The following is a 21,619-nucleotide window of genomic DNA, read 5'->3' as shown; positions in this document are numbered from 1 at the left end:
ATAAATCGCCACGATGACAATCGTGACGAATTTAAGCTCTTGGATGATGTGTTTTATAAATATCTTTTAATCTAGATTTAGAAACATGGGTATAGATTTGAGTTGTAGATATATCTGCATGACCAAGCATTTCTTGGACTGCTCTTAAATCAGCGCCATTCTCTAGCAGGTGTGTTGCAAAGGAATGGCGTAATGTATGTGGTGACAGCTCCTTTTCAATACCTGCATCTCTGGCAACCTCTTTAATAATCTTCCAAAACCCTTGACGTGACAATGGGTTTCCATGATGGTTGACAAATACTGTTTCGGTTTGCTTTTTCTTAACTAAATCGTGTCTAGCAGATTGAATATATAAATCTAAAGCATCTTTAGCAATATCACCTAAAGGAACAATCCGTTCTTTAGATCCTTTTCCAAAACAGCGAACAAATCCCATTGTTAAATGCAAATCGTTCATCTTTAAGTTAATCAGTTCTGAAACACGCAACCCTGTTGCATAAAGGGTTTCTAACATCGCTTTGTTACGTATGGAATATTTATCTACAGCTGAAATATTTAGTAATTTATCTATATCTTTTGCAGATAACACTTTTGGCAATTTTCGGTTTGCTTTTGGCGTTTCAATATGTAAACTTGGGTCCTCTTTCAGCTGATATTCTCTTATTAAAAATTGATGAAATAGTCTTAAAGTGGACAACATTCTTGCGATAGTAGCGGCTGATTTACCCTGGTCGTTCAAATGATACAAAAATTGCATAATATCATGACGACCAGCCTGTTTCCATTCCGTTAGTTCTCGTTCTTCCTTAAGAAAATGATAATACTTGAGAAGGTCTCGTTTATAAGCTTGCAAGGTATTATCAGATAATCCTCTTTCTATTTTTAAAAAGTGAAAAAACTCTTCTACTGGATATTGCATCTCATCCATGATTTATTCTCCCAATCGAAAAAAGATACTCAAACGCTCCCAAACATCGGGCTCTTCCTGCTGAAACACTTTTACAGCATTTCCTTGAGGATACTCATAGCGATCTAATTTTTCATACTCTTGATGTAACGCTTTGATCACATAATAAAACAAAATGGTGCACAACACAAAAATAATAAAAAACTTCATCATTTCAAAAAAAACTTTTACAATGGATGACATATGGCATTCTCCTAATAGAATAGACTCTATTAGAATTTATACCGATATTATATAAAAATATACCTATTTAGCGGATAATTTTTTTGCTTCACAATTTCGACAAATTCGATCTTGACATTTTTGGCATATTCCATGGAATGTTAATCGGTGATCTTTGACAATAAATCCCCAATCAGTTTGAACAATTTGCTCGACTTCTTCCAACAAGTCATCCATTATTTCTTCTACTGATCCACATTCCGTACAAACCAAATGATGATGGAAATGCTTTGCCCCTTCTTTGCGAAGATCGTAGCGAGAAACCCCATCACCAAAGTTAATTTTATCGACAATTTCTAATTCTGTTAATAATTCTAGAGTTCTATATACAGTTGCTAAACCTATTTCAGGTGATTTATCTTTTACTAATAAATAAACATCTTCCGCACTAAGATGGTCTTCTTCTCTTTCCAATAATACACGGACAGTTGCTTCACGCTGTGGAGTTAATTTATAACTTTGAGCGTGCAATTCCTTCTTAATACGGTCTAATCGGTGTTCCATAATGAAGACCTCCTTACATATGTACATTATAAATATTCCAATGTAAGGTGTCAATTAAAATAATTATAAAAAACTTTAATAAACTCTTATTTTTTAATAATTATTATAAATTAATAAATCTGTCAGATATTAATCTCATCGTTTCAAATGAAACTATCGATTCCAATAAAGCTGCAATGCTAACCACGATCATTAAGCAGATGAAAACAGCAGTATATCGGTAAAATATCTGTAAAATCGGTTGTTTATAACGTCTCGAAAACATACTCTGTAACAAAGTTAATGAGAATATCATAGCAAAACTACTAGCCATTATATAGATTGGAATGAGAATCAAATTTTGTGGTGCTATTGCAGAGAATGAGAACAACAATCCTTTGATACCTAGTTGATTAACAAAGAAACCAACAGTAAATCCGATTGCTACTCCTTTGACAAATAATAACACCCAAATGATAGGTAATCCAATAACCGCTAATCCCAGAAAAAAAAGCAAAGATAGAAATTGAATATGATAAAATATTGCATTTTGAAATAATGCTTGTTTCGATATATCTTCATCTTGTAAATAACCAAGAAAGAATCGTTCTAAATAAAAAAATAAATCTTCTTTTTGAACAAAATTCATACTGTTGACGATAATTGCGCCAAATATGATCCCGGTTATAAAAAGAATAATCGTAAATATATAGATGGTATGGTATTTTGCAAGATGATTGGAGATGGGTTTTCTGCTTTTTGGTAGTTTCAATTCATTCACATCCTCTAATTATGTTCTCGTTTCCAATCTATGATTGGAATAATAGAAATAGAACACAACTAGAGTTTATTTTAAATTTACATAATATTATTACGGTCAACTTTCAACTTTTCCATATCGTCCGCCTCCACCTTCAGCCACCATTAACTTCCCTTTACGTAATTTAATAATCATTTCAGCGAGATTATCTCCAACAACTTTTGCTAAATCAACTTCTGGAATATAGTGAATAATATTCATTTCGTTACCAAAATGATCTAACAACTTGTCCATCGTTTTTGGCCCCAGTTTAGGCAAATATTCAAGTGGTACTTGATATATATAATCTGGTCGCTTACTAGCAGTAACTTGATCGGAAGCTAATTCTCGTATTCGATCTGATACACCTTTAACATATTTACTAGAACCGCATTTAGAACATTCGTCTCCTTTAAATGAGGCAAGACAGTTGGCACATACTGTTGCATAATATTTTCCTAATTTAGGATTCATTCCAAAATTTTGGTTAACACATCGCCCAGCTTCATTATTTAATGCCATTTTTAATTCTTTAAAACTTGGTTCTGCTAAAAGTAACTGTTGATATTCTCTTGCTATTTTCGGCAACGAATGGGCATCTGAATTCGTTAAATACGTGTACCGGTGTAATTCTTCAATTTGATCAGCCATCTTGGTATCAGAACTTAAACCAAGTTCAATGGCGTCCACTTGATCTGGATCTAATACCTCTGTTAAAGAATAAGCTACTCCTTTCCCGAACAGACTCTTAAATGGTGTAAAAACATGGGCAGGAATGAATAACCCATCCAGCTCATGTGTTTTTGTTTGTAAAGTAACAGCATCACCGTAATAACGTTGTGAACTTAGTTCATTATTTTTCATATGTGAAGACAGCCAAAGGGAAAATGCCTTCATATTTCGAATAAATGGAAAGAAACATAACACATGTATCGGTCCTTTACAGTTTTTGTCATATACCTCTATTTCGCTACCTAAAATTAACGTTGTGTCCCCAAATTGAACACCACCATCTGCTAGTTCCGCTGCCTTCCCTTGTTCAACAGCTAGCTCAACCTCGTTTAGAACCGTTGGAGCATGACAGTCAATAACACCGACAATATCTATCCCTTTCCGTTCACTGGCCTCTTGCATAATATTCATCAATGTTAAATGTTGGGAAGCAGTAATCTTCACTGGCTTCCCCTTTAAATTACGTCCAATATGAATATGTAAATCGGTAAAAAATTCTTTTAGCATTTTACTTCAAACCCTTGTGTTGTAAATAAAGAATCGAATAAGCTGTTTTTGCATCATGTATTTTTTGTTCTGTAACTAACCTTTCTGCCTCTTCCAATGATAGTTCGATTAATTCGACAAATTCATCTTCGTCCATTGCTTTTGGCTGCTCTACCTTTGTCAATGAACTTGTTTTATATAGGTACATTATTTCATCCGCAAAGCCGGGAGAGGTGTAAAAGGAAGTCACATATGTTAATTGATCTGTCGTATAACCTGTTTCTTCTTCTAATTCTCTTAATGCCGTTACTTCAGGTGCCTCATCTTGTTCCAGTTTTCCCGCTGGAATCTCCACTAATGTTTTTTCTAGTGGCTTACGATATTGTTTGACAAAAATAATTTTATTATCCTCCGTTACTGGAATTATCGCAACAGCCCCTGGATGCTTTACAATTTCTCTTTTTGATGTTTTCCCATTTGGTAAGGTGACGTCATCTACTTGCACATTAATCACCTTTCCTTCAAAAATAGCTGTTGTATGAATGGTTTTCTCATTAAAATTAGTCATAACATTTCATCCTTTCTCTTTCCTACAGTCTCTTTCATTGTATTTCTTTGTTACGATTTGTACAATGAATTTATATGGATGATGTAGAAAGGATGAACAATATGAAAAAAACAAAACTCGGAATGTCCGAACTTGAGGTTTCTCAAATTGCACTTGGTTGTATGTCTCTAGGCACCTCCCCAACCAAAGCCAGTGAAATTATTGATGAAGCATTGGAAGTTGGTATTAATTATTTAGATACAGCTGATTTATATGATCAAGGTGTAAATGAAGAAATCGTCGGTCAATCGATTAAAAATAAACGAGATCAAATTGTATTAGCTACAAAAGTAGGGAATCATTTAAAAAACGATGGCAGTTGGTTTTGGGATCCTCGAAAAGCTTATATTAAAGAACAAGTTAAAGAAAGCTTAAGAAGACTACAAACGGATTACATTGACTTATATCAGTTACATGGCGGTACGATTGAGGATCCGATAGATGAAACAATTGAAGCTTTTGAGGAATTGGTGAAGGAAGGTTTCATACGCTATTATGGTATTTCTTCGATCAGGCCAAATGTCATTCGTGAATATATTTCAAAGTCTAATATCACTAGTGTGATGATGCAATACAGCATGCTCGATCGTCGTCCGGAAGAAGAAGTGATGACACAGTTAGCTGAAAATCAAATTAGTGTAGTAACAAGAGGATCACTAGCTAAAGGCATGTTAAGTGCTAAAGGTCCAGAAGTTGTTTCAGCAAAAGGTAAGAACGGATATATAGATTATGATGCAAGTACCTTAAAACATACGGTTGAGCAGTTACGAGGGGTGTTGCAGGATAACCAGACATTGAACGGCTTGGCATTGCAATACGTATTACAAGAACAATCTGTTGCTTCAGTCGTAGCTGGTGCGAGCTCGATTGCACAATTAAAAGAGAATGCCGAAGCATTAAATCAACATTTTAACCCTGAACAATTTGCAAAAGTTAAAGAAATAACCAAAGCAAATACCTATCAACAACACAGATAAAAAAACCGGCAAACCCCGCCACTTCATCATTAAATGCTAAGTAGACGTGGATTACTTTGGTAGTAATGATGAATATTTGAACAGCTTGACCACCACTAACTGCTCCCTTTCCTTTCGTGGGGTTTGCCCTTCAGTTAACTTTTTCGAGCAAAAAACGCTCGAAAAAGTGGATCTTCAGGCCAAACGAATCCCAACTATTTATGCTGTAATGCCACCAACAATTCGATAATAACAGCGATTTTATACATCTCTTTTATAGTTAGGCTATTACTGAATGTATGTGGATAAACGGATTTAACATTTCATTCGGACTTGTTAATCTGAACGTTGCACCATTATAATCTAATTTCATTTTTTCACTAAAAAATGTAGCTTCTTGGTTATGGACAACTACATCAAATTGATCACATTCCACCTCTATGTGATTCGCTTCTCGTCTAGGAATGAGTGAAATAGTAGGCATGCCGTTAACACCACACCCGCAGCCCTCTGTGTCATATGTTAAAGCTAAGATAGTATTTTTCGAATTTGCTAATGAATTTATTTTACCTAGTGCATTTTCTGTAATTATCAATTGCATAATATCCCTCCATTACTTCTTCTTAAAAGCGGGTTTTAAAATGGTTTCCATTATTCGTGGAAAGTTTTGATATAGCTTACTTCCCGCATGCATCCAAAATGGTAAATTTATTTCCCTTTTATTCTTAAAAAGGCATTTGGTTATGTGGTTCGCTACATCATTTGGATCCAACATATGCTTTGCGACACTTTTTTGATAATCCCCGTTTGGATCTGCAGTTTCAAAAAAAGCAGTTTTTACTGGTCCAATATTTACCGATGTAACAGGTATCTTTCCTTCCAGTTCCATACGTAAAGCATTAGAGAAACTGATAACACTTGCTTTTGTAGCACTATATACAGCAGATTTAGGTGTAGCTATTTTTCCTGCTTGAGAACCGATGTTCACTATATGTGCGACTGGTTGATTCATAAGTGTTGGAAGCATATAGTAAGTCGTGAAAAACAGAGAATCCAAATTAAGCCGAATCATATTATCAATCTGTTTCCAATTTAATTGATCAAATGACTCAAAATAACCTACACCTGCGTTATTGATGAGGATGTCTATTTTACCACATTCCTTGAGAATTTGATCCATTCCCTTCTGCCACTCTTTACGATCGGTAATATCAACTGGATAAGTAATCGACTTGATTCCATATATTTTTTCTATTCTTCTTGCAATCTCGATTAATTTATTTTCTGTTCTGGCAACTAAGACAGGAATAGCTCTTTGTTCCGCTAAAGCAAAGGCTAAAGCTTCACCAATACCGCTAGAAGCGCCAGTAATCAATACATGTTTTTCTTTTAACTGATTCATTCTATCAACTCCACCCTTATCATATCATATTCTATAACACGGACAGAACCAATTGATTTTGAAGTGTATGTAAATTTTCTGTTAGAAATAGCGAATTTTTTAGCTAGATCATTGACTTTTCCTAATAAATTAAAGACAATCATGAAGAAGTTAAACTTTTATTTAGAGGTGAAATGATGTCTACCATTATTTATGCACATCGCGGCGCTAGCAAATATGCACCAGAAAATACAATGCCAGCTTTTGAATTAGCATATAAACACGGTGCAGATGGTATTGAAACAGATGTACAATTAACGAAAGACAACATCCCTGTTTTAATTCATGATGAACAACTAAACAGGACTACTAACGGGAAAGGTTTTGTGAAAGATTTTACTTATGATGAGCTGAAACAATTAGATGCTGGAAGTTGGAAATCTTACCATTATAAAGACACAACAATACCAACCTTAGATGACCTACTTGCATGGAACCAGGATAAACAATTAAAATTAAACATAGAACTTAAAAATAATATTGTTTTCTATCAAGGGTTAGAAGACATAGTCTGCCAGAAATTAGCTAAATACAAAATGACAAAGCATACTGTTATTTCGAGTTTTAACCATGATAGTATTACAAAAATTTATGATAGAAAAGTTGATATCGATTATGCTTTATTATCAGGTAGACATAATAAAGCTTTGGTGCCATACAGTAAAAAAATTAAAGCAAAGGGTATCCATATCAGTTATCGTCTACTATCGAACAGGTTAGTTATGCTGGCAAATGATAACCAATTATATGTCGCGGTATATACAGTGAATTCATCAATTGCTATTAAGAAAGCGATTCGGTTAGGGTGTCATGCCCTTTTTACAGATGTACCTAAATTAGCGATCGACATCAAAAAAAGAAGATTTACAGAAAGGAATTAATCGATGCACATACACTTTTTAGGAACAGGGGCTGGATTACCTAGTAAAGATCGTAATGTTACATCCATCGTACTAGATTTGTTACAAGAGCGTAATGGTCTTTGGATGTTTGATTGCGGCGAAGCAACTCAACACCAAATATTACATACTTCAATCAAGCCAAGGAAGATAGAGAAAATATTCATCACCCATTTACATGGAGATCATATTTTCGGGCTACCTGGCTTGTTAAGCAGTCGATCTTTTCAAGGTGGAGAAGAACCAGTAACTATTTACGGTCCTACAGGAATTAAACAATTTATAGAAACTGCATTAACGGTTAGTCAATCCAAACTATCCTATCCTATTATGATAGAAGAACTGAAAGAGGGGATTATTTTTGAGGATGATCAATTTTCTGTCTCTGTGAAAAAATTAGACCATGCGATTGACAGCTTTGGATTCCGCATTGATGAAAAAGACAGTCAGGGTCCATTATTAGTAGATAAATTAAAAGAAGATGGTATTACACCTGGTCCGATCTATCGTCAATTTAAAACAAAAGAAACAGTCCAACTACCCAATGGTAACACAGTCCACTCCAAAGACTATATCGGAGAGCCGAAGAAAGGCAAAAGCGTTGCCATTTTAGGTGATACCAGAACTAAAGAAGAATATGTTTCTTTTGTCCAAAATGTGGAGCTATTAATTCACGAAGCTACTTTTAACCAGGAACAGGTACAACTGGCATATAATTACTTTCACTCTACTACAGCACAAGCTGCAAAAATCGCACAAAAAGCAAATGTAAAAAAATTGATTCTTACACATATATCATCGAGGTTTCAATTGGATGAAGTAAATCAATTATTACGAGAGGCTAAGCAATATTTTGAACAAACGGTTATCGCACATGATTTTTATTCAACTTCCATAAAGTGAGACTATGAGTCAAGGACAACAGAGGAATTAGATACCAAAAATCCGAACATTAATGTCTGAGTACGCATACCGCTACGGCAAAATACTTCGCTTTCTGTGGGCGATTCAGATAGTTCGGATTCTCGTTCTATATTTAATTATGTCCCCGAAACTTATTAAAGTATTAACTCTCCTGATCACTCAATTAGTCATAGTCAAATCCTAATGGGGCTCATCTAAATAATGAAACAGATCTAACTGGTAAGTAATATCCTCTTTTTTTACCGCATTTTGTACAGTAATACCTAGTAACCTAACGGGATCAGCATTCCAATGCTCTTCCAATAACTGTTCGCTGTAAAATAATATGTCAGAAGCCTTTTCAACGTACTGATTCAATCTCATTCTTCTCGTGATTGTCTTTCTATCGCTGTAACGGATGGTTAACTGAATGGTATCACCTACAGCTGATTTTCGACGCAGACGCTTTTCAACGCTTTCTGAAAGAACTCGTAATTGTCCAAGTAGTTGCTCATAATCAGATACATCAACAGGGAAAGTCTGAGAGCTTCCGATACTTTTAAAACTGCTCGCACTTTCTGGATCAACTGGACGTGGGTCTTCTCCCAACGCCCTTGTTTTTAACCTCTCCCCATTCACACCTAGTAACCCTTTTAATAGCACTGTATCTGTTTCCACTAAATCTTCAATTGTTTCGATCTGATATTTCTTTAATTTTTCGGCAGTTTTATTTCCAATTCCATACATTTCTTCAATTGGCAACGGCCATAATTTAGCGGAGACATCTCTTTTTCTTAATATCGTAATACCGTTTGGCTTTTTCATATCTGAAGCCATTTTCGCCAGGAATTTATTAGGTGCTATCCCGATACTACAAGGTAAGTGTAAATCATTTCCGAGATGTTGTTGAATAGCATCGGCAATATCAAGCGGATTACCTAGATCATAGCTATCTGTAATATCCAGAAACGCCTCATCAATCGAGACAGGCTCCACATATGGTGTATAATCTTCCAAAATACGAAAAATTTGATTGGAAACTTCTCGATAGCGATCAAAATTTGGTCTTTTTACAATCAATTGAGGACAATGTTTTTTTGCTTCCCAAAGAGACATCGTAGTTTTTACACCTTTACTTCGTGCTTCATAACTACTTGTAACAACGATTCCTTTACGTTCATCAGGATTACCTGCAATAGCAAGCGGCTTGCCTTTTAACTGTGGATTATCTGCTATTTCTACCGATGCATAAAAGCTATTCATATCAACATGTAATATGACACGTCCGTTTTTCGGATACCATGATTTCATATCATCACGCTCATTCAGTTGATTTTTTAACAATTTCATATAATAAAACAGGTACCTCTGTTAAATCTGCAATACTAATCCTTTCATCTTTCGTATGAATATTTTCGTAACCTACTGCTAAGTTAACTGTTGGAATTCCCTTTCCAGATAGATGATTTGCATCACTTCCACCACCACTTACTTTTAATGCAGGGGTCTTGCCTACAGCTTTTACAGCAGCCTGAGCCACTTGTACGACTTGATCCTTTTCTGTAAATTGATAATTTGGGTACATGGCTTTAACTTCTATATCAACCGTTCCACCCATTTGTGAAGCTGTTTCTTCCAACGCATGACACATTACGTTCACCTGTCTATCTAATTTATCTTTTGATAAAGACCTTGCTTCTGCAACTAATAATACTTGCTCACATACTACATTTGTCGGTCCTTTCCCTTCAAAACTTCCTATATTGGCAGTAGTTTCTTCATCGATTCGACCTAATGGCATCTTCGTAATTGCTTTAGCAGTCATACTTATCGCAGAAATTCCTTTTTCCGGACTCACCCCAGCATGAGCAGCCTTTCCGTTTATCGTGGCATATAATTTTGCTTGTGCTGGTGCAGCTGTAATAATGGTGCCAACCTCCCCATCACTATCCAGCGCATAACCGTACTCCACCGGTAAGTGCTTAACGTCAAATTGTCGGGATCCTACAAGTCCAGATTCTTCCCCACTCATAATCACAAAATAAATATCACCATGTTCTATCGGGTTTTCTTTCATAATATGAATAAGCTCTAAAATAGCTGATATTCCAGCTTTATCATCCGCACCTAAAATCGTCATTCCATCTGAATAGATGATACCATCACGTATTTCTGGCTGAATCCCTTCGCCAGGAGCTACAGTATCCATATGTGCGGTAAAATAAATCCCCGGCATGTTTTTATTTGTGCCTTCTAGGCATGCAATGATATTCCCTGCTTCATGTCCTGTTATTTGATTGGTTTGATCTTCTTTTACTTCTAAAGCTAATTGCTGAAAATGATTGATTAGATAATCAGCTATTTTTCTTTCTTTTCCCGTTTCTGAATCCATTTTTACTAACTCGATAAATTGGTTAACAATACGTTCTTGATTGATCAAAGTTTATACCCCTTTTCTTGATATGTACTTGTCCATTCTTTTAATTAGTTGTAAAATATAGTTTAGTATTGCTCATAAAGGAGGATTTAATATGGCATCTAAGCGTGAAAAACGAATGAAACTGGTTATATATATTATGATTGTAGCAATGGTATTATCAACTTTAACAGCAGGTTTAGCAATGTTTGTTAACTAACTTTGACTGTTCAGTATTTTCAAATGATAACGATTAGATAATAACAAATTTAAACCCGTTTCATTCGTGATTGAAACGGGTTTAAAACTTCTCACGCTATGGTATGAAATCTCGCCGATTACACTTCCTCACAATATTGCTCAAACAGTCCTTGCAGTTTATTCACTACTTCTACTGGGCTATGTCCTTCTATTTCATGTCTTTCCACCATTTTCAGAATTTGCCCATCCTTTAACAAAGCAAATGATGGTGACGATGGTTCATAACCTTCAAAATATTGACGTGCAACTTCTGTTGCTTCTCGATCCTGTCCAGCAAAAACTGTCACTAGCTGTTCTGGTCTTTTATCATAATGAATAGCACTAGCTGCAGCAGGTCTTGCTACGCCGCCTGCACATCCGCATGTTGAATTTACCATTACTAATGTGGTACCACTTTTAGATAAAGCTTCTTTCACATCTTCAGGCGTTCTAAGTTCTTCAAATCCTGCTTGTGTGATTTCGTTTCTTGCTGATTCCACTATATCTCCCATAAATAAGTTAAATTCCATTTTGCTCGCCCTCTCTAAATAAAGTACTTTCTTAAATAGTAACAATTGACATCAACTTTTTCAATTAACTGACCTTTTAGTCTTAATAATAGGCAGTGTTATTTTAAATGTCGTTCCTGAAGAATCGCTAGAAACAACAGAAATGTCACCTTGATGATTTTTAATAATTCTACAAACAACATTTAATCCTAGTCCAGTTCCGTTAGATTTAGATGTAGAGAAAGGTTCAAACAAGACATCTTTAACAGAATCTGGAATACCTGATCCGGTATCACTTACATATATATGGTATTGGTTATTTTCCACTTTACTTTCTATCTTTATTGAACCGCTATCCCCTATTGCATCCTTACTATTTCGCAAGAGATTTAAGAATACTTGCTTTAACTGCTTTTGATCGGCAAGTATGTATTCGTCAGTTATATCTGTCTCAACTTTAATATTTTTTGCTTCCAATGAATTATACATCAGCGGGAGTAAGTCATCTAGCATGTCTTTCAATAATACCATATCTTTTTCTGGCTTTTTATGGTTTGACATTAATAACATCTGTTCCACAATAGAATAAAGTCTGTGAATCTCTTTCATTATTAAATGAAAGTTGTACTTTTTCATTTCCTCATCTGACATCGACTCCTTCATAAGTGTTAAGAAGCCATGGATAACTGTTAAAGGATTTCTTATCTCGTGAGCTGAACTAGCCGCCATCTCCCCAACTAAAGCAAGTTTTTCTGACTGAATGATACGATTTTCCAGTTTCGTAGATTCCGTAACATCAATAAAGAAAAGGATTTTTCCTGTTGTCATTTGATGATGATCTTTCAATTTACTCTGCGAAACTAATAAGACATACTCTTTATTGCGAATAGTAATATGAAGCTTTTTATTTTGGAAAGACTCATTAGAAACAAGCATTTTAAGTATAGGATATTTATTTTGCTTTTCAATAATATCTTTATCCGTAATGATTTCATTGCTCAATTCAAATAAATCACGTACATATGAATTTGCCAAATATTCATTGGCATTATTATCATACGTAATGATACCTACAGGCAACGAGTTTAAAATTTGTTCATGCTTCATTTTATCAGAAATGATTTGCTGGAACGACTGTTGCAAGCTGACGGACATTTGGTTAATCGATTTAGCTAAACTTTGCAATTCCAACTGGGTTGTACTAGATACGGTTTCCCCATAATTACCATTTGCAATTTTGTTTACCTTCGAAACCATCGATTCAATAGGTTTTGTAATACTCTTACTCATTTTAAATGAAAAATATAAAGAAATTAAAACACCGAATATCGTAATGATAAGTAAAAAATATAAGGACTTTTCAATAATCTCGGGGTATGTATTAGTATTTTGTTGTAAAGAACTGTACTCATTATCCCTCTGCGTAATGATTGTTTCTTTAAGTGATTCTAGAACAGGTAAGTATTCTGATTCAATCACATTTTTAGCTGCCTCTGCTTCGCCATATTCAAGCAAACCAAATACTTTGTTGGTCACAGTGAAATCTAATAACATAAGTTGCTTATGGATGCCTTCAATACTTTCTGGTATTGGAATTTCATCCTCTAATTCCATACTACTGGTGGCAATCTCATTCTCTTCAAATGCCTGTTGGAAATCATCTTCAAAATCAGTATGAGAATGACTGAGAACTATCTGTTTTTTTATTTCTAATTCCTTTTCCCACTGATTTAACCATACGATTTCAGGTAGGTTTTCATCTTTGATAGAGTTCGTTACATCACTTACTTCTTCAATGGATTGAATTAATAAAAGTGAAAAGCCACTAAAAATAACCATTACAGTAAGGAGAATGCATAGTAATTTATTGCGTAATGAAAATTTTCGAAAAGAGGAAATCATTTGGCATTTCTCCTATCATTAGCTAAAATTATCGTGGTATTTTATAGTCTGTTGTTTCTTCGATTAATTCAATTTCATCTTCTGAAAACATCGGACCAAAAGGTGCAATACCGTAAACTCCATCATTATCATCCAAGTATTTCTTTTCAAACTTAATTCCTTCTTCACTTAGAAAATCTTCCAAAATGGCATTATAAGCCATAGGCACGTTATTTAGAACACTAGTAAGCACCTTATTTTCAGCCATATAAGATTGATCTTCTAAGTAACCTATTGTATATATACCTTGCTCTTTTGCATAATTAATAACTTCTTGATTGTAGCTGTTCCCTTTCGTATAGATGACATCTACACCTTGATCAATTAATTCAGCGGCAACTAATTTTGCTTCTGATTTACTTGTTCTTTCAGGGACTACTTTGTACAACAACTCTATTGAATCATCAATTAATTCGATTCCTTTTGGAAATCCCCAGTCCTTATGACTGTTTTCAACAGCATCTACTAAACCAACTTTATTCGACTTTGTTTTTAATCCAGCAGCCATACCTGCAATAACTTCTATTTCATTTTGATTAAAAGTGTAAACAGCCAGGTTTTTCGCTATATTATCACCATGTAATGTCACAAATTGAACATTCTTATATTGATTAATTATTCGGTAAAATGGTTCAGAAAACTCTCTTCCATGACCGATAACTAATTCATAACCTTCGTCAACATACCGTTCTACAAGGGAAGAGGTATCTCTTACTGCATTGACTTCTCCAAGTACTTCAGCAGTTACATTATACTCTTCTTCTATAAGGATTTTTCCTTTATAAGCTAAACTTCCCCAGCTTTGATCATTTAATCGGTCAGTCGTTAAGATTAATACTTTAGTAGGAGCTGTTTCAGAAGCATTCATATTATTCATTATCTGATTAGATTTGAACACTAAAAAAATAACAAAGATCGATACCACAATCAATGTAATTGCTAATATGTATTTTACCTGTTTTTTTGCTTCCATATGCCCTCATCCTTATTCATAGTAACAAGTCTATTATACATAAAAAGACAAGATTTGAACACACTTTTACAATTTTCATTTATTTTCGACATTTTTCTTCCGTAAATAATAGTCATATCGACAAAGTAGACGAGCATATAGTTAAACGATACAGGATTTAGTAGCTATAAGGGAGGAGAGTAATGCATTGAATATATCATTATTTGCAGGAATCGATTGGATCAGTTTATTACAAATAATCTCAATTGATATAGTATTATCTGGGGATAATGCTTTAGTTATTGCGATGGCAACAAAAAATCTCCATAAAAAACATCAAAACAAAGCTATTTTAATTGGGGTTGCTGGAGCTATTATCCTTAGAATTATTTTTGCAACTGGAATTATTTACCTACTGAAATTCCCGTTAATTTACCTTATAGGCGGTATTTTATTAATTTGGATCGGTTACAAGATTTTAATAAAAGAGGAGGAAACACAAGAAATCACGTCACATCATTCTTTATACAAAGCAGTAATGACCATTATTCTTGCGGATGTCATCATGAGTTTAGATAATGTTGTAGCAATTGCAGGTGCTTCCAAGGGTAGTGTTACATTACTGGCATTAGGTGTTATCGTGAGTATTCCGTTAATGATATTTGGAGCTAAATTTATTGTTCATCTTCTAAAGCGTTACCCATATCTCATGTATATCGGATCAGCTATATTAGTTTACACTGGTGTTGATATGCTAGTACATGAGCCATTTGTTTATCAGTTTTTTCAATTGGAATCTGGACTGATTACTGTATTATTAAGTGTTATCGTCACAATCGGCGTAATCATTTCCGGCTATATTACCAATAAACAAACTGAGCAACATTTTTAATAATTGACTGTTCCTTTCTTAACTGGTGCTTTTTTATGAACAACTGGAACATTCCATTTACACTTGACCGCTAGCATACGAATTGTTAAGGTCACCGTTAGACAAATATATAAGCTAATCGTTGGTGACAGCAATTCATATGTGCTGATTAATGCAATAGAACCTGCAATCGAAGCAATCCCGTATATTTCTTTGCGAAATACGAATGGAATTTCTCGAACGAATACATCTCGCAAGACACCACCGCCAATTCCTGTTACTAATCCCATTGCTACAATAAGGAATGGCTGAAAATAATCGAGACTAATGGCCGCATTGGCACCGACAGCGGTAAAAACGCCTAATCCAATCGCATCCGAGAACGTGATCCCATGTTCAAATTTGTCAATTTTGTCATAAAATAATATGGTTGCCAAGCTTGCTAGTAAACTAACTAAAAAGTATTGCGGATCTGCTAGATTAGTTGGTGGTATATTACCGATCATCAAGTCCCTAATCACACCACCAGCTAATGCTGTAGTTAGCCCTAATAAAATGACACCAAATATATCTAAATTTTTTTTGATTGCAATTAAAGAACCAGAAATAGCAAATGCTATTGTTCCAATATAAACAAATGCTTCAATTAAAAACATGGCTATCCCCCACTTTTCGTAGATGAAAATATATGTTTCCTTTTATACCAAATATCTTCTAGCTTATCAAATAACCATTGTAACACTAATCCTTGAATAATAACACCGAATATCGAGGTTATCGTTAATAGCAAAATACTAGGAAAATGGTTAATACTTTCTAAACTATTCGCAAATATAAACAAATGCTGGAATACGACAAAAAATGCATCATGCCAAAATTCTAATTTGTTCTCCATTTTCCAGATCATAATCGTTTCAATAAGTAACAATGCCGGTAGTGACAACAACAGTAGCATCTTTTTAGTATAGGTTAATTGTTTTATATAAGGTGTAACATAATATTTCGTGATCGTTTTGATTCGAAACAGATAGAACAATCGGACAATTCTTGCTACTTGAAAGAATTGATCAAATGGAATTACAGCAAGTAATAGAAAAGGATTTTTTTTAATGAATTGCCATTTATTATCTGCTAATATGATTCGAATGATATAATCAATTAAAAATACGATCCACACAATCAAATTAATGGTAGAATTTACCGTATGTTCAACCCAAAGTGTCAATATAGTGACCATTACTAACAGAATCATGGCCATGTCATATATCATTCTAGCTTTTTGCTGCATTATTATCACCATTATTCTAAAAGAAAAAGTTGGCCCAATGTTCTAGTATTACTAGACAAGTGGACTGTTAATCACTGGCACAACCGTTTTTCTCTGTCAGAATTATTTTAGATATTTTTCGTCAAACAAACTAAAGGGAAACCTCGACAACGATCACAGGTTTCCCTTGCTTTATTTAGTATACTGTTTTCAGACTAAAAATGAAACTGTTTTTTACCATTTTCAATAAATTGGTGTTGTCTCACTTGATATATTCTCTAAAATTGCTTTAACGTGTGACATAAAAGCTCCACAGATTACACCATCTAACACACGATGATCTAATGATAAACAAAGGTTTACCATATCACGAGCCGCAAACATATCATCGATTATAACCGGTCGTTTTACTATGGATTCTACTTGTAGAATTGCTGACTGTGGATAGTTGATAACTCCCATAGATTCCACAGAACCGAAAGACCCGGTATTGTTCACCGTGAATGTCCCATCTTCCATATCGTCTTTCGTTAACGTTCCTGTTCTTGCTTTATTAGAGAGCTGAGCAATTTCTTTGGCAATACCTTTAATACTTTTTTCATCTACGTTTTTAATTACAGGGACATATAATTCATGTCCATGAGCTACTGCAATTGATAAATTAATTTCATTACGCTGAATGATTTTGTCTCCTGCCCAGCAACTATTTAATTCAGGGAATTTCTTCAAAGCTTTTGCCACAGCATTTAAGAAAAAGGCAAAATAAGATAAGTTATATCCTTCATTTTCCTTAAATTTATCTTTCTCAGCATTTCGGTATGCGACCAGATTGCTAACATCCACTTCAATCATCATCCAAGCATGTGGTATTTCGGTTTTCGACCGTACCATATTTTGAGCAATCGTTCTTCTTAGACCTGTCACCGGTATTTCACGATCACCAGGTTTCGCTTGGACAGGTTTACGTCGTATGATAGGTGGCGTAAATTCCTCCATTTCTTCCTGTTTCTCTGGAGTCTCTTGCGCCGACAATGGTTCTGTTTTTTCTAAGGTTTCTGTTTGCCCATTAGCAATCAATTCTTCGATGTCTTTTCTTGTTATACGACCGCCTTTACCTGAACCAGTTACCGTGCTTAAATCTATTTGATGTTCTCCTGCTAACCGCATTACTACTGGAGAATAACGGGTTTTCATATTTTGCTCTACCGACGGTTCATCATTTGATTCTGATGCAGGAGGTGAGGATGCCTGCTCGTTCTCTTCACCTTCTGCCTCGATGTAGCACATCAATTGACCGACTTCAATTGTTTCTCCTTCTTCAGCAATCAATTCTTTAATAACACCAGTATAAGATGAAGGGACTTCTGCATTCACTTTATCTGTCATTACCTCTGCAATTGCATCATATTTCTCGACAAAATCCCCTGGCTGGACAAGCCAGTTACTGACTGTTCCTTCTGTTACGCTCTCGCCAAGCTGAGGCATGTTAACACGTTCGACTATCAAAATTTCTCACTCCTTCTTAAAATTCTGCTAATTCACGAATAGCTTGTTCAATTTTGTCAGTGTTCACTAAAAATTCTTTTTCTAATGGTGGTGCAAAAGATGTAGCTGGTACATTCGGGCCAGCTAATCGCTTGATTGGTGCGTCTAAATCAAACAAACAATGTTCGCTAATAATTGCAGAAACTTCACCAATAATGCTACCTTCTTTATTATCCTCAGTAACCAGAAGAACTTTTCCAGTTTTAGTTGCTGCTTTGATAATAGACTCTTGATCGAGAGGATATACGGTTCTTAAATCTAATATTTCTGTACTAATGCCTTCAAGTTCTAATTTTTCGGCAGCTTGTTTTGCAAAATGAACGCAAAGTCCATAAGTAATGACTGTAACATCGGAACCTTCGCGTTTAGTAGCTGCTTTTCCGATTGGTAGCGTGTAGTCTGTTTCAGGAACTTCTTCTTTTAGTAAACGATAAGCACGTTTATGTTCAAAAAATAACACAGGATCATCATCTCGAATAGCTGCTTTCAATAATCCTTTCGCATCATAAGGACTTGATGGCATCACAATTTTTAAGCCTGGTTGATTCGCAAAAATAGCCTCAACTGATTGCGAGTGATACAATCCCCCGTGCACTCCTGCACCATAAGGAGCTCGTATAGTAATAGGACAATTCCAATCATTATTAGATCGATACCTAATCCGCGCAGCTTCTGAAATGATTTGATTTACAGCAGGCATGATAAAATCAGCAAACTGCATTTCTGCTACCGGTCGCATACCATACATGGCTGCCCCTATTCCAACACCAGCAATTGCTGACTCTGCTAAAGGAGTATCGATAACTCGTTCTTCTCCGAATTGTTCATAAAGACCGGATGTAGCTAGAAAAACTCCGCCACGCTTTCCGATGTCTTCACCAAGAACAAAGACTTTATCATTCTGCTCCATTTCTTCATGTAGCGCTTGATTTACTGCTTGGATATATGTTGAAACAGCCATCATTGAGCCTCCTTATCGCTATAAACATATTTTTCAATGGTGGAAACATCTGCATATGGTGCATTTTCAGCATATTCTGTTGCCTCATTGATTTCTTTTTTTATTGCCTCTTCAATGTCATCATTCATTTTATCTGTCAAATAACTTTTCTCCATTAGATATTGACGGAATGTTTCTATACCATCCTTCGATTTTTCTTCTGACACTTCATCTTTTGTTCTGTATGTCATATCATCATCGTCACTAGAATGTGGTGTTAGTCGATAGGACACAGCCTCAAGCAATGTTGGTCCTTCTCCATTCAGGGCTCGGTTATGCGCTTCTTTTACTGCATGATAGACAGCGAAAGCATCATTTCCATCAACTTTTATACCTTTCATACCATAGCCAATTGCTCGATCAGCAATGTTTTCACAGGCAACTTGTTTATTTAATGGTACACTAATGGCATATTTGTTATTTTCCACCATAAAGATAACTGGTAATTGATGAACCCCAGCAAAGTTAAGGCCTTCATGAAAATCGCCTTGATTGGTTGATCCTTCCCCTAATGTAACAAAGGTTACTAAAGGGTTTTTTTCCATTTGGGCAGCTAAAGCTATTCCTGTTGCATGTGGTACTTGAGTCGTTACAGGGGAAGATCCTGTAACAATACGATTCTTCTTCTGACCAAAGTGACTTGGCATTTGGCGACCGCCTGAATTAGGATCTTCTGCTTTCCCATACGCCTGTAAAAATATTTCTCTTGTAGTCATACCGAAATGGATGACAACACCTAGATCCCGATAGTATGGCAATACGTAGTCTCGCTCTTTGTTCAAGGCAAATGAAGCTGCTATCTGCATTACTTCTTGTCCTTGACAGGACACAACAAATGGAATACTTCCCGAACGATTTAATAACCACATTCTTTCGTCAATTCTTCTTGCTAATAACATCTCTCGATACATTGCCAGTAACGTATCTTTATCGTTTTCTAATGAATAAGTTTGATTAACCATGAATTTTCCTCCCCTCGACTGCTAATGCAGCCTCACCAATAATTTCACTTAAAGATGGATGCGGATAGACTACTTCTGATAATTCTAAAGCCGAACCATCGAAATATTTCGCAGTACTTGCTTGTCCAATTAATTCTGTTACTTGGTCACCTATCATATGAATTCCTAAAATATCATTTGTTTGTTTATCTATAATTATTTTGGTAAAACCCTCTGTATGACCATTTACATGCGCTTTTCCAATCGCCTGAAGTGATACTTTCTCCACTCGATAGTCATATTCTTTTTGTTTTACTTCTTGTTCTGTATAACCAACCATTGCTATTTCTGGATTTCCATAGATACAAGACGGAATTTCCTGTTGCGTTATGAAACTGCTACTAATTCCTGCGATATGTTCTACAGCTTTCTTTCCTTCATAAGTCGCAACATGTGCAAGTTGTTGTCCACCATTCACATCACCAATTGCATAAATGTGGCTCTCTTTTGTTTGAAAATGTTCATTCACCACAACAAACCCTTTTGGATCAAGTTGTATATCTGTGTTTTCTATTCCTATTTTTTTAGTATTTGCTTGTCTTCCTACTGCAATCAGCAACTTTTCAGCTGAAATATTATATATTTCATGCTGTTGTTGATATTTCACTTGTATTTCAGTCCCTTTCTCAATAGAGCTAGGATCTATTTTGGCTTGTTCAAGAATGGTAATTCCTTTCTTTGTTAATATTTGCTTCAATTGTTTCACTATATCATGATCAAATGTTGAAAGTATTTGGTCTTGTGCTTCCACAATTGTTACTTCTACCCCAACATCATGTAGGAAAGAAGCCCATTCCATCCCAATTACTCCGCCACCTACAATGATGATCGATTTTGGTAATTCAGTCATTTCTACTAAGTCATCTGAAGTAACGATATCTCTATGATCGATTTCCATATCAGGCAGTATACTTGGTGATGACCCAGTTGCAATAATTACGTTTTTAGATACTAATATATCATTTTCTCTTTCGTCTTCATATTCGACTGAGATTGATCCAGCAATTGGCGAAAAGATAGATGGACCTAATATACGACCAACCCCCTCATAGACATCAATTTTATTGGTGCGTACTAAATGTTCGACACCTTGATGTAAAGAGTTGATTACCTTTTCCTTCCGTGCCATTGCTTGGTTCATGTTAAATGTTGGTGCTGTTGTTTCCACACCAAAATCAGCTGCGTTTATTACTTGTTGGTAAACGGAAGCACTCTTCAGTAAAGCTTTCGTAGGAATACATCCCTTGTGTAAACAGGTTCCACCAAGTTTTTGCTTTTCAACAATTGCTGTTGTTAAACCTAATTGAGCAGCCCGAATTGCCGTAACATAGCCGCCTGTGCCCCCACCAAGAATAACAAGATCATAATTTAATGCCATGTAA

General features: G+C 35.3%; 23 protein-coding genes and 1 pseudogene. 5 read left to right on the top strand and 19 right to left on the bottom strand.

The features are described from left to right. Window positions 1-31: 31 nt before the first annotated feature. The 6 genes from xerD to GHT08_RS17625 all read right to left on the bottom strand — a co-directional run bounded on the left by xerD (window position 32) and on the right by GHT08_RS17625 (window position 4,257). On the bottom strand, window positions 32-919 hold the full coding sequence (gene xerD, locus GHT08_RS17650) for a site-specific tyrosine recombinase XerD (protein ID WP_163582747.1): 888 nt from the start codon (window positions 917-919) through the stop codon (window positions 32-34). Between the two features lie 12 nt (window positions 920-931). Next, complete coding sequence (locus GHT08_RS17645) at window positions 932-1,150, bottom strand: DUF4227 family protein (protein WP_163582742.1); 219 nt, start codon at window positions 1,148-1,150, stop codon at window positions 932-934. 63 nt (window positions 1,151-1,213) lie between these two features. Continuing rightward, window positions 1,214-1,693 (bottom strand): ferric iron uptake transcriptional regulator, encoded by a 480-nt coding sequence (fur, locus tag GHT08_RS17640; RefSeq protein WP_018931626.1) that lies wholly within the window; start codon window positions 1,691-1,693, stop codon window positions 1,214-1,216. Between the two features lie 103 nt (window positions 1,694-1,796). Then, window positions 1,797-2,444: a stage II sporulation protein M gene (gene spoIIM / locus GHT08_RS17635; RefSeq protein ID WP_163582741.1), complete on the bottom strand. Its 648-nt coding sequence runs from the start codon at window positions 2,442-2,444 to the stop codon at window positions 1,797-1,799. Window positions 2,445-2,549: 105 nt separating this feature from the next. Beyond that, window positions 2,550-3,710, bottom strand: a complete 1,161-nt coding sequence (locus tag GHT08_RS17630; RefSeq protein WP_163582740.1) for an endonuclease Q family protein — start codon at window positions 3,708-3,710, stop codon at window positions 2,550-2,552. Window position 3,711: 1 nt separating this feature from the next. Next, a complete protein-coding gene (locus tag GHT08_RS17625; RefSeq protein WP_163582739.1) occupies window positions 3,712-4,257 on the bottom strand; it encodes an NUDIX hydrolase in 546 nt (181 codons plus the stop codon). Between the two features lie 101 nt (window positions 4,258-4,358). Between GHT08_RS17625 and GHT08_RS17620 the strand changes: the two genes are divergently transcribed. Beyond that, window positions 4,359-5,273, top strand: a complete 915-nt coding sequence (locus GHT08_RS17620; protein WP_163582738.1) for an aldo/keto reductase — start codon at window positions 4,359-4,361, stop codon at window positions 5,271-5,273. A 259-nt stretch (window positions 5,274-5,532) separates the two neighbouring features. Here the strand turns inward: GHT08_RS17620 and GHT08_RS17615 are convergent, their stop codons facing one another. Together GHT08_RS17615 and GHT08_RS17610 are read right to left on the bottom strand one after the other, a co-directional pair. After that, on the bottom strand, window positions 5,533-5,853 hold the full coding sequence (locus GHT08_RS17615; protein ID WP_163582737.1) for an iron-sulfur cluster biosynthesis family protein: 321 nt from the start codon (window positions 5,851-5,853) through the stop codon (window positions 5,533-5,535). 12 nt (window positions 5,854-5,865) lie between these two features. Then, window positions 5,866-6,654, bottom strand: a complete 789-nt coding sequence (locus GHT08_RS17610) for an SDR family NAD(P)-dependent oxidoreductase (protein ID WP_163582736.1) — start codon at window positions 6,652-6,654, stop codon at window positions 5,866-5,868. A 176-nt stretch (window positions 6,655-6,830) separates the two neighbouring features. Between GHT08_RS17610 and GHT08_RS17605 the strand changes: the two genes are divergently transcribed. Then, a complete protein-coding gene (locus GHT08_RS17605; RefSeq protein WP_163582735.1) occupies window positions 6,831-7,574 on the top strand; it encodes a glycerophosphodiester phosphodiesterase in 744 nt (247 codons plus the stop codon). A gap of 3 nt (window positions 7,575-7,577) precedes the next feature. Then, complete coding sequence (gene rnz, locus GHT08_RS17600; protein ID WP_163582734.1) at window positions 7,578-8,495, top strand: ribonuclease Z; 918 nt, start codon at window positions 7,578-7,580, stop codon at window positions 8,493-8,495. Window positions 8,496-8,714: 219 nt separating this feature from the next. Here rnz and GHT08_RS17595 read toward each other — a convergent pair. Next, window positions 8,715-9,806, bottom strand: a pseudogene (locus GHT08_RS17595) (DNA polymerase IV); the annotation flags it as partial. A gap of 10 nt (window positions 9,807-9,816) precedes the next feature. Then, window positions 9,817-10,935, bottom strand: a complete 1,119-nt coding sequence (locus tag GHT08_RS17590; RefSeq protein ID WP_163582732.1) for a M20/M25/M40 family metallo-hydrolase — start codon at window positions 10,933-10,935, stop codon at window positions 9,817-9,819. Window positions 10,936-11,026: 91 nt separating this feature from the next. Here GHT08_RS17590 and prli42 point away from each other — a divergent pair, with 91 nt between their 5' ends. Next, entirely contained in the window at window positions 11,027-11,131 is a 105-nt protein-coding gene (prli42, locus tag GHT08_RS17585; protein ID WP_018931637.1) for a stressosome-associated protein Prli42, read from the top strand. Window positions 11,132-11,249: 118 nt separating this feature from the next. On the opposite strand, the gene GHT08_RS17580 is transcribed toward prli42, so the two are convergent. Genes GHT08_RS17580 through GHT08_RS17570 form a run of 3 tightly spaced genes read right to left on the bottom strand, consistent with a single transcriptional unit; the run spans window position 11,250 to window position 14,574 of the window. Beyond that, entirely contained in the window at window positions 11,250-11,681 is a 432-nt protein-coding gene (locus GHT08_RS17580) for a BrxA/BrxB family bacilliredoxin (RefSeq protein ID WP_163582731.1), read from the bottom strand. A 60-nt stretch (window positions 11,682-11,741) separates the two neighbouring features. Next, window positions 11,742-13,562 carry an ATP-binding protein gene (locus tag GHT08_RS17575; protein ID WP_163582730.1) on the bottom strand — a complete coding sequence of 607 codons (1,821 nt, stop codon included), beginning with the start codon at window positions 13,560-13,562 and terminating at the stop codon, window positions 11,742-11,744. Between the two features lie 28 nt (window positions 13,563-13,590). After that, complete coding sequence (locus GHT08_RS17570; RefSeq protein ID WP_163582729.1) at window positions 13,591-14,574, bottom strand: BMP family ABC transporter substrate-binding protein; 984 nt, start codon at window positions 14,572-14,574, stop codon at window positions 13,591-13,593. Between the two features lie 187 nt (window positions 14,575-14,761). Between GHT08_RS17570 and GHT08_RS17565 the strand changes: the two genes are divergently transcribed. Then, the gene (locus GHT08_RS17565; protein WP_163582728.1) at window positions 14,762-15,445 is read left to right on the top strand and encodes a TerC family protein; all 684 of its coding nucleotides are present in this window, start codon (window positions 14,762-14,764) and stop codon (window positions 15,443-15,445) included. On the opposite strand, the gene GHT08_RS17560 is transcribed toward GHT08_RS17565, so the two are convergent. From GHT08_RS17560 to lpdA, 6 genes are all read right to left on the bottom strand, one after another. Beyond that, window positions 15,442-16,080, bottom strand: coding sequence for a trimeric intracellular cation channel family protein (locus GHT08_RS17560; protein WP_163582727.1), 639 nt, complete (start codon window positions 16,078-16,080; stop codon window positions 15,442-15,444). The two genes, GHT08_RS17565 and GHT08_RS17560, sit on opposite strands and share 4 nt — an antisense overlap. Window positions 16,081-16,082: 2 nt before the next feature. After that, window positions 16,083-16,712, bottom strand: coding sequence for a transporter (locus GHT08_RS17555; protein ID WP_163582726.1), 630 nt, complete (start codon window positions 16,710-16,712; stop codon window positions 16,083-16,085). A gap of 222 nt (window positions 16,713-16,934) precedes the next feature. Next, window positions 16,935-18,197 carry a dihydrolipoamide acetyltransferase family protein gene (locus GHT08_RS17550; protein ID WP_163582725.1) on the bottom strand — a complete coding sequence of 421 codons (1,263 nt, stop codon included), beginning with the start codon at window positions 18,195-18,197 and terminating at the stop codon, window positions 16,935-16,937. Window positions 18,198-18,213: 16 nt separating this feature from the next. Next, window positions 18,214-19,197, bottom strand: a complete 984-nt coding sequence (locus tag GHT08_RS17545; protein WP_163582724.1) for an alpha-ketoacid dehydrogenase subunit beta — start codon at window positions 19,195-19,197, stop codon at window positions 18,214-18,216. Beyond that, the gene (locus GHT08_RS17540; protein WP_163582723.1) at window positions 19,197-20,198 is read right to left on the bottom strand and encodes a thiamine pyrophosphate-dependent dehydrogenase E1 component subunit alpha; all 1,002 of its coding nucleotides are present in this window, start codon (window positions 20,196-20,198) and stop codon (window positions 19,197-19,199) included. The genes GHT08_RS17545 and GHT08_RS17540 overlap by 1 nt, the downstream gene beginning before the upstream one ends. Beyond that, window positions 20,191-21,615, bottom strand: coding sequence for a dihydrolipoyl dehydrogenase (gene lpdA / locus GHT08_RS17535; RefSeq protein ID WP_163582722.1), 1,425 nt, complete (start codon window positions 21,613-21,615; stop codon window positions 20,191-20,193). Before lpdA ends, GHT08_RS17540 begins: the two co-directional genes overlap by 8 nt. Window positions 21,616-21,619 lie beyond the last annotated feature (4 nt).

The organism is Gracilibacillus saliphilus (genome assembly GCF_010994085.1).
Classification (GTDB): Bacteria; Bacillota; Bacilli; order Bacillales; family Amphibacillaceae; genus Gracilibacillus; species Gracilibacillus lacisalsi.
This window is presented reverse-complemented; position numbering and strand designations above follow the sequence as displayed.

Coding starts and splice junctions, on each gene's coding strand:
- xerD (WP_163582747.1), bottom strand. CDS start 919: ATGCAATATCCAGTAGAAGAGTTTTTTCACTTTTTAAAAATAGAAAGA.
- GHT08_RS17645 (WP_163582742.1), bottom strand. CDS start 1,150: ATGTCATCCATTGTAAAAGTTTTTTTTGAAATGATGAAGTTTTTTATT.
- fur (WP_018931626.1), bottom strand. CDS start 1,693: ATGGAACACCGATTAGACCGTATTAAGAAGGAATTGCACGCTCAAAGT.
- GHT08_RS17630 (WP_163582740.1), bottom strand. CDS start 3,710: ATGCTAAAAGAATTTTTTACCGATTTACATATTCATATTGGACGTAAT.
- GHT08_RS17625 (WP_163582739.1), bottom strand. CDS start 4,257: ATGACTAATTTTAATGAGAAAACCATTCATACAACAGCTATTTTTGAA.
- GHT08_RS17620 (WP_163582738.1), top strand. CDS start 4,359: ATGAAAAAAACAAAACTCGGAATGTCCGAACTTGAGGTTTCTCAAATT.
- GHT08_RS17615 (WP_163582737.1), bottom strand. CDS start 5,853: ATGCAATTGATAATTACAGAAAATGCACTAGGTAAAATAAATTCATTA.
- GHT08_RS17610 (WP_163582736.1), bottom strand. CDS start 6,654: ATGAATCAGTTAAAAGAAAAACATGTATTGATTACTGGCGCTTCTAGC.
- GHT08_RS17605 (WP_163582735.1), top strand. CDS start 6,831: ATGTCTACCATTATTTATGCACATCGCGGCGCTAGCAAATATGCACCA.
- rnz (WP_163582734.1), top strand. CDS start 7,578: ATGCACATACACTTTTTAGGAACAGGGGCTGGATTACCTAGTAAAGAT.
- prli42 (WP_018931637.1), top strand. CDS start 11,027: ATGGCATCTAAGCGTGAAAAACGAATGAAACTGGTTATATATATTATG.
- GHT08_RS17580 (WP_163582731.1), bottom strand. CDS start 11,681: ATGGAATTTAACTTATTTATGGGAGATATAGTGGAATCAGCAAGAAAC.
- GHT08_RS17575 (WP_163582730.1), bottom strand. CDS start 13,562: ATGATTTCCTCTTTTCGAAAATTTTCATTACGCAATAAATTACTATGC.
- GHT08_RS17570 (WP_163582729.1), bottom strand. CDS start 14,574: ATGGAAGCAAAAAAACAGGTAAAATACATATTAGCAATTACATTGATT.
- GHT08_RS17560 (WP_163582727.1), bottom strand. CDS start 16,080: ATGTTTTTAATTGAAGCATTTGTTTATATTGGAACAATAGCATTTGCT.
- GHT08_RS17555 (WP_163582726.1), bottom strand. CDS start 16,712: ATGCAGCAAAAAGCTAGAATGATATATGACATGGCCATGATTCTGTTA.
- GHT08_RS17545 (WP_163582724.1), bottom strand. CDS start 19,197: ATGGCTGTTTCAACATATATCCAAGCAGTAAATCAAGCGCTACATGAA.
- GHT08_RS17540 (WP_163582723.1), bottom strand. CDS start 20,198: ATGGTTAATCAAACTTATTCATTAGAAAACGATAAAGATACGTTACTG.
- lpdA (WP_163582722.1), bottom strand. CDS start 21,615: ATGGCATTAAATTATGATCTTGTTATTCTTGGTGGGGGCACAGGCGGC.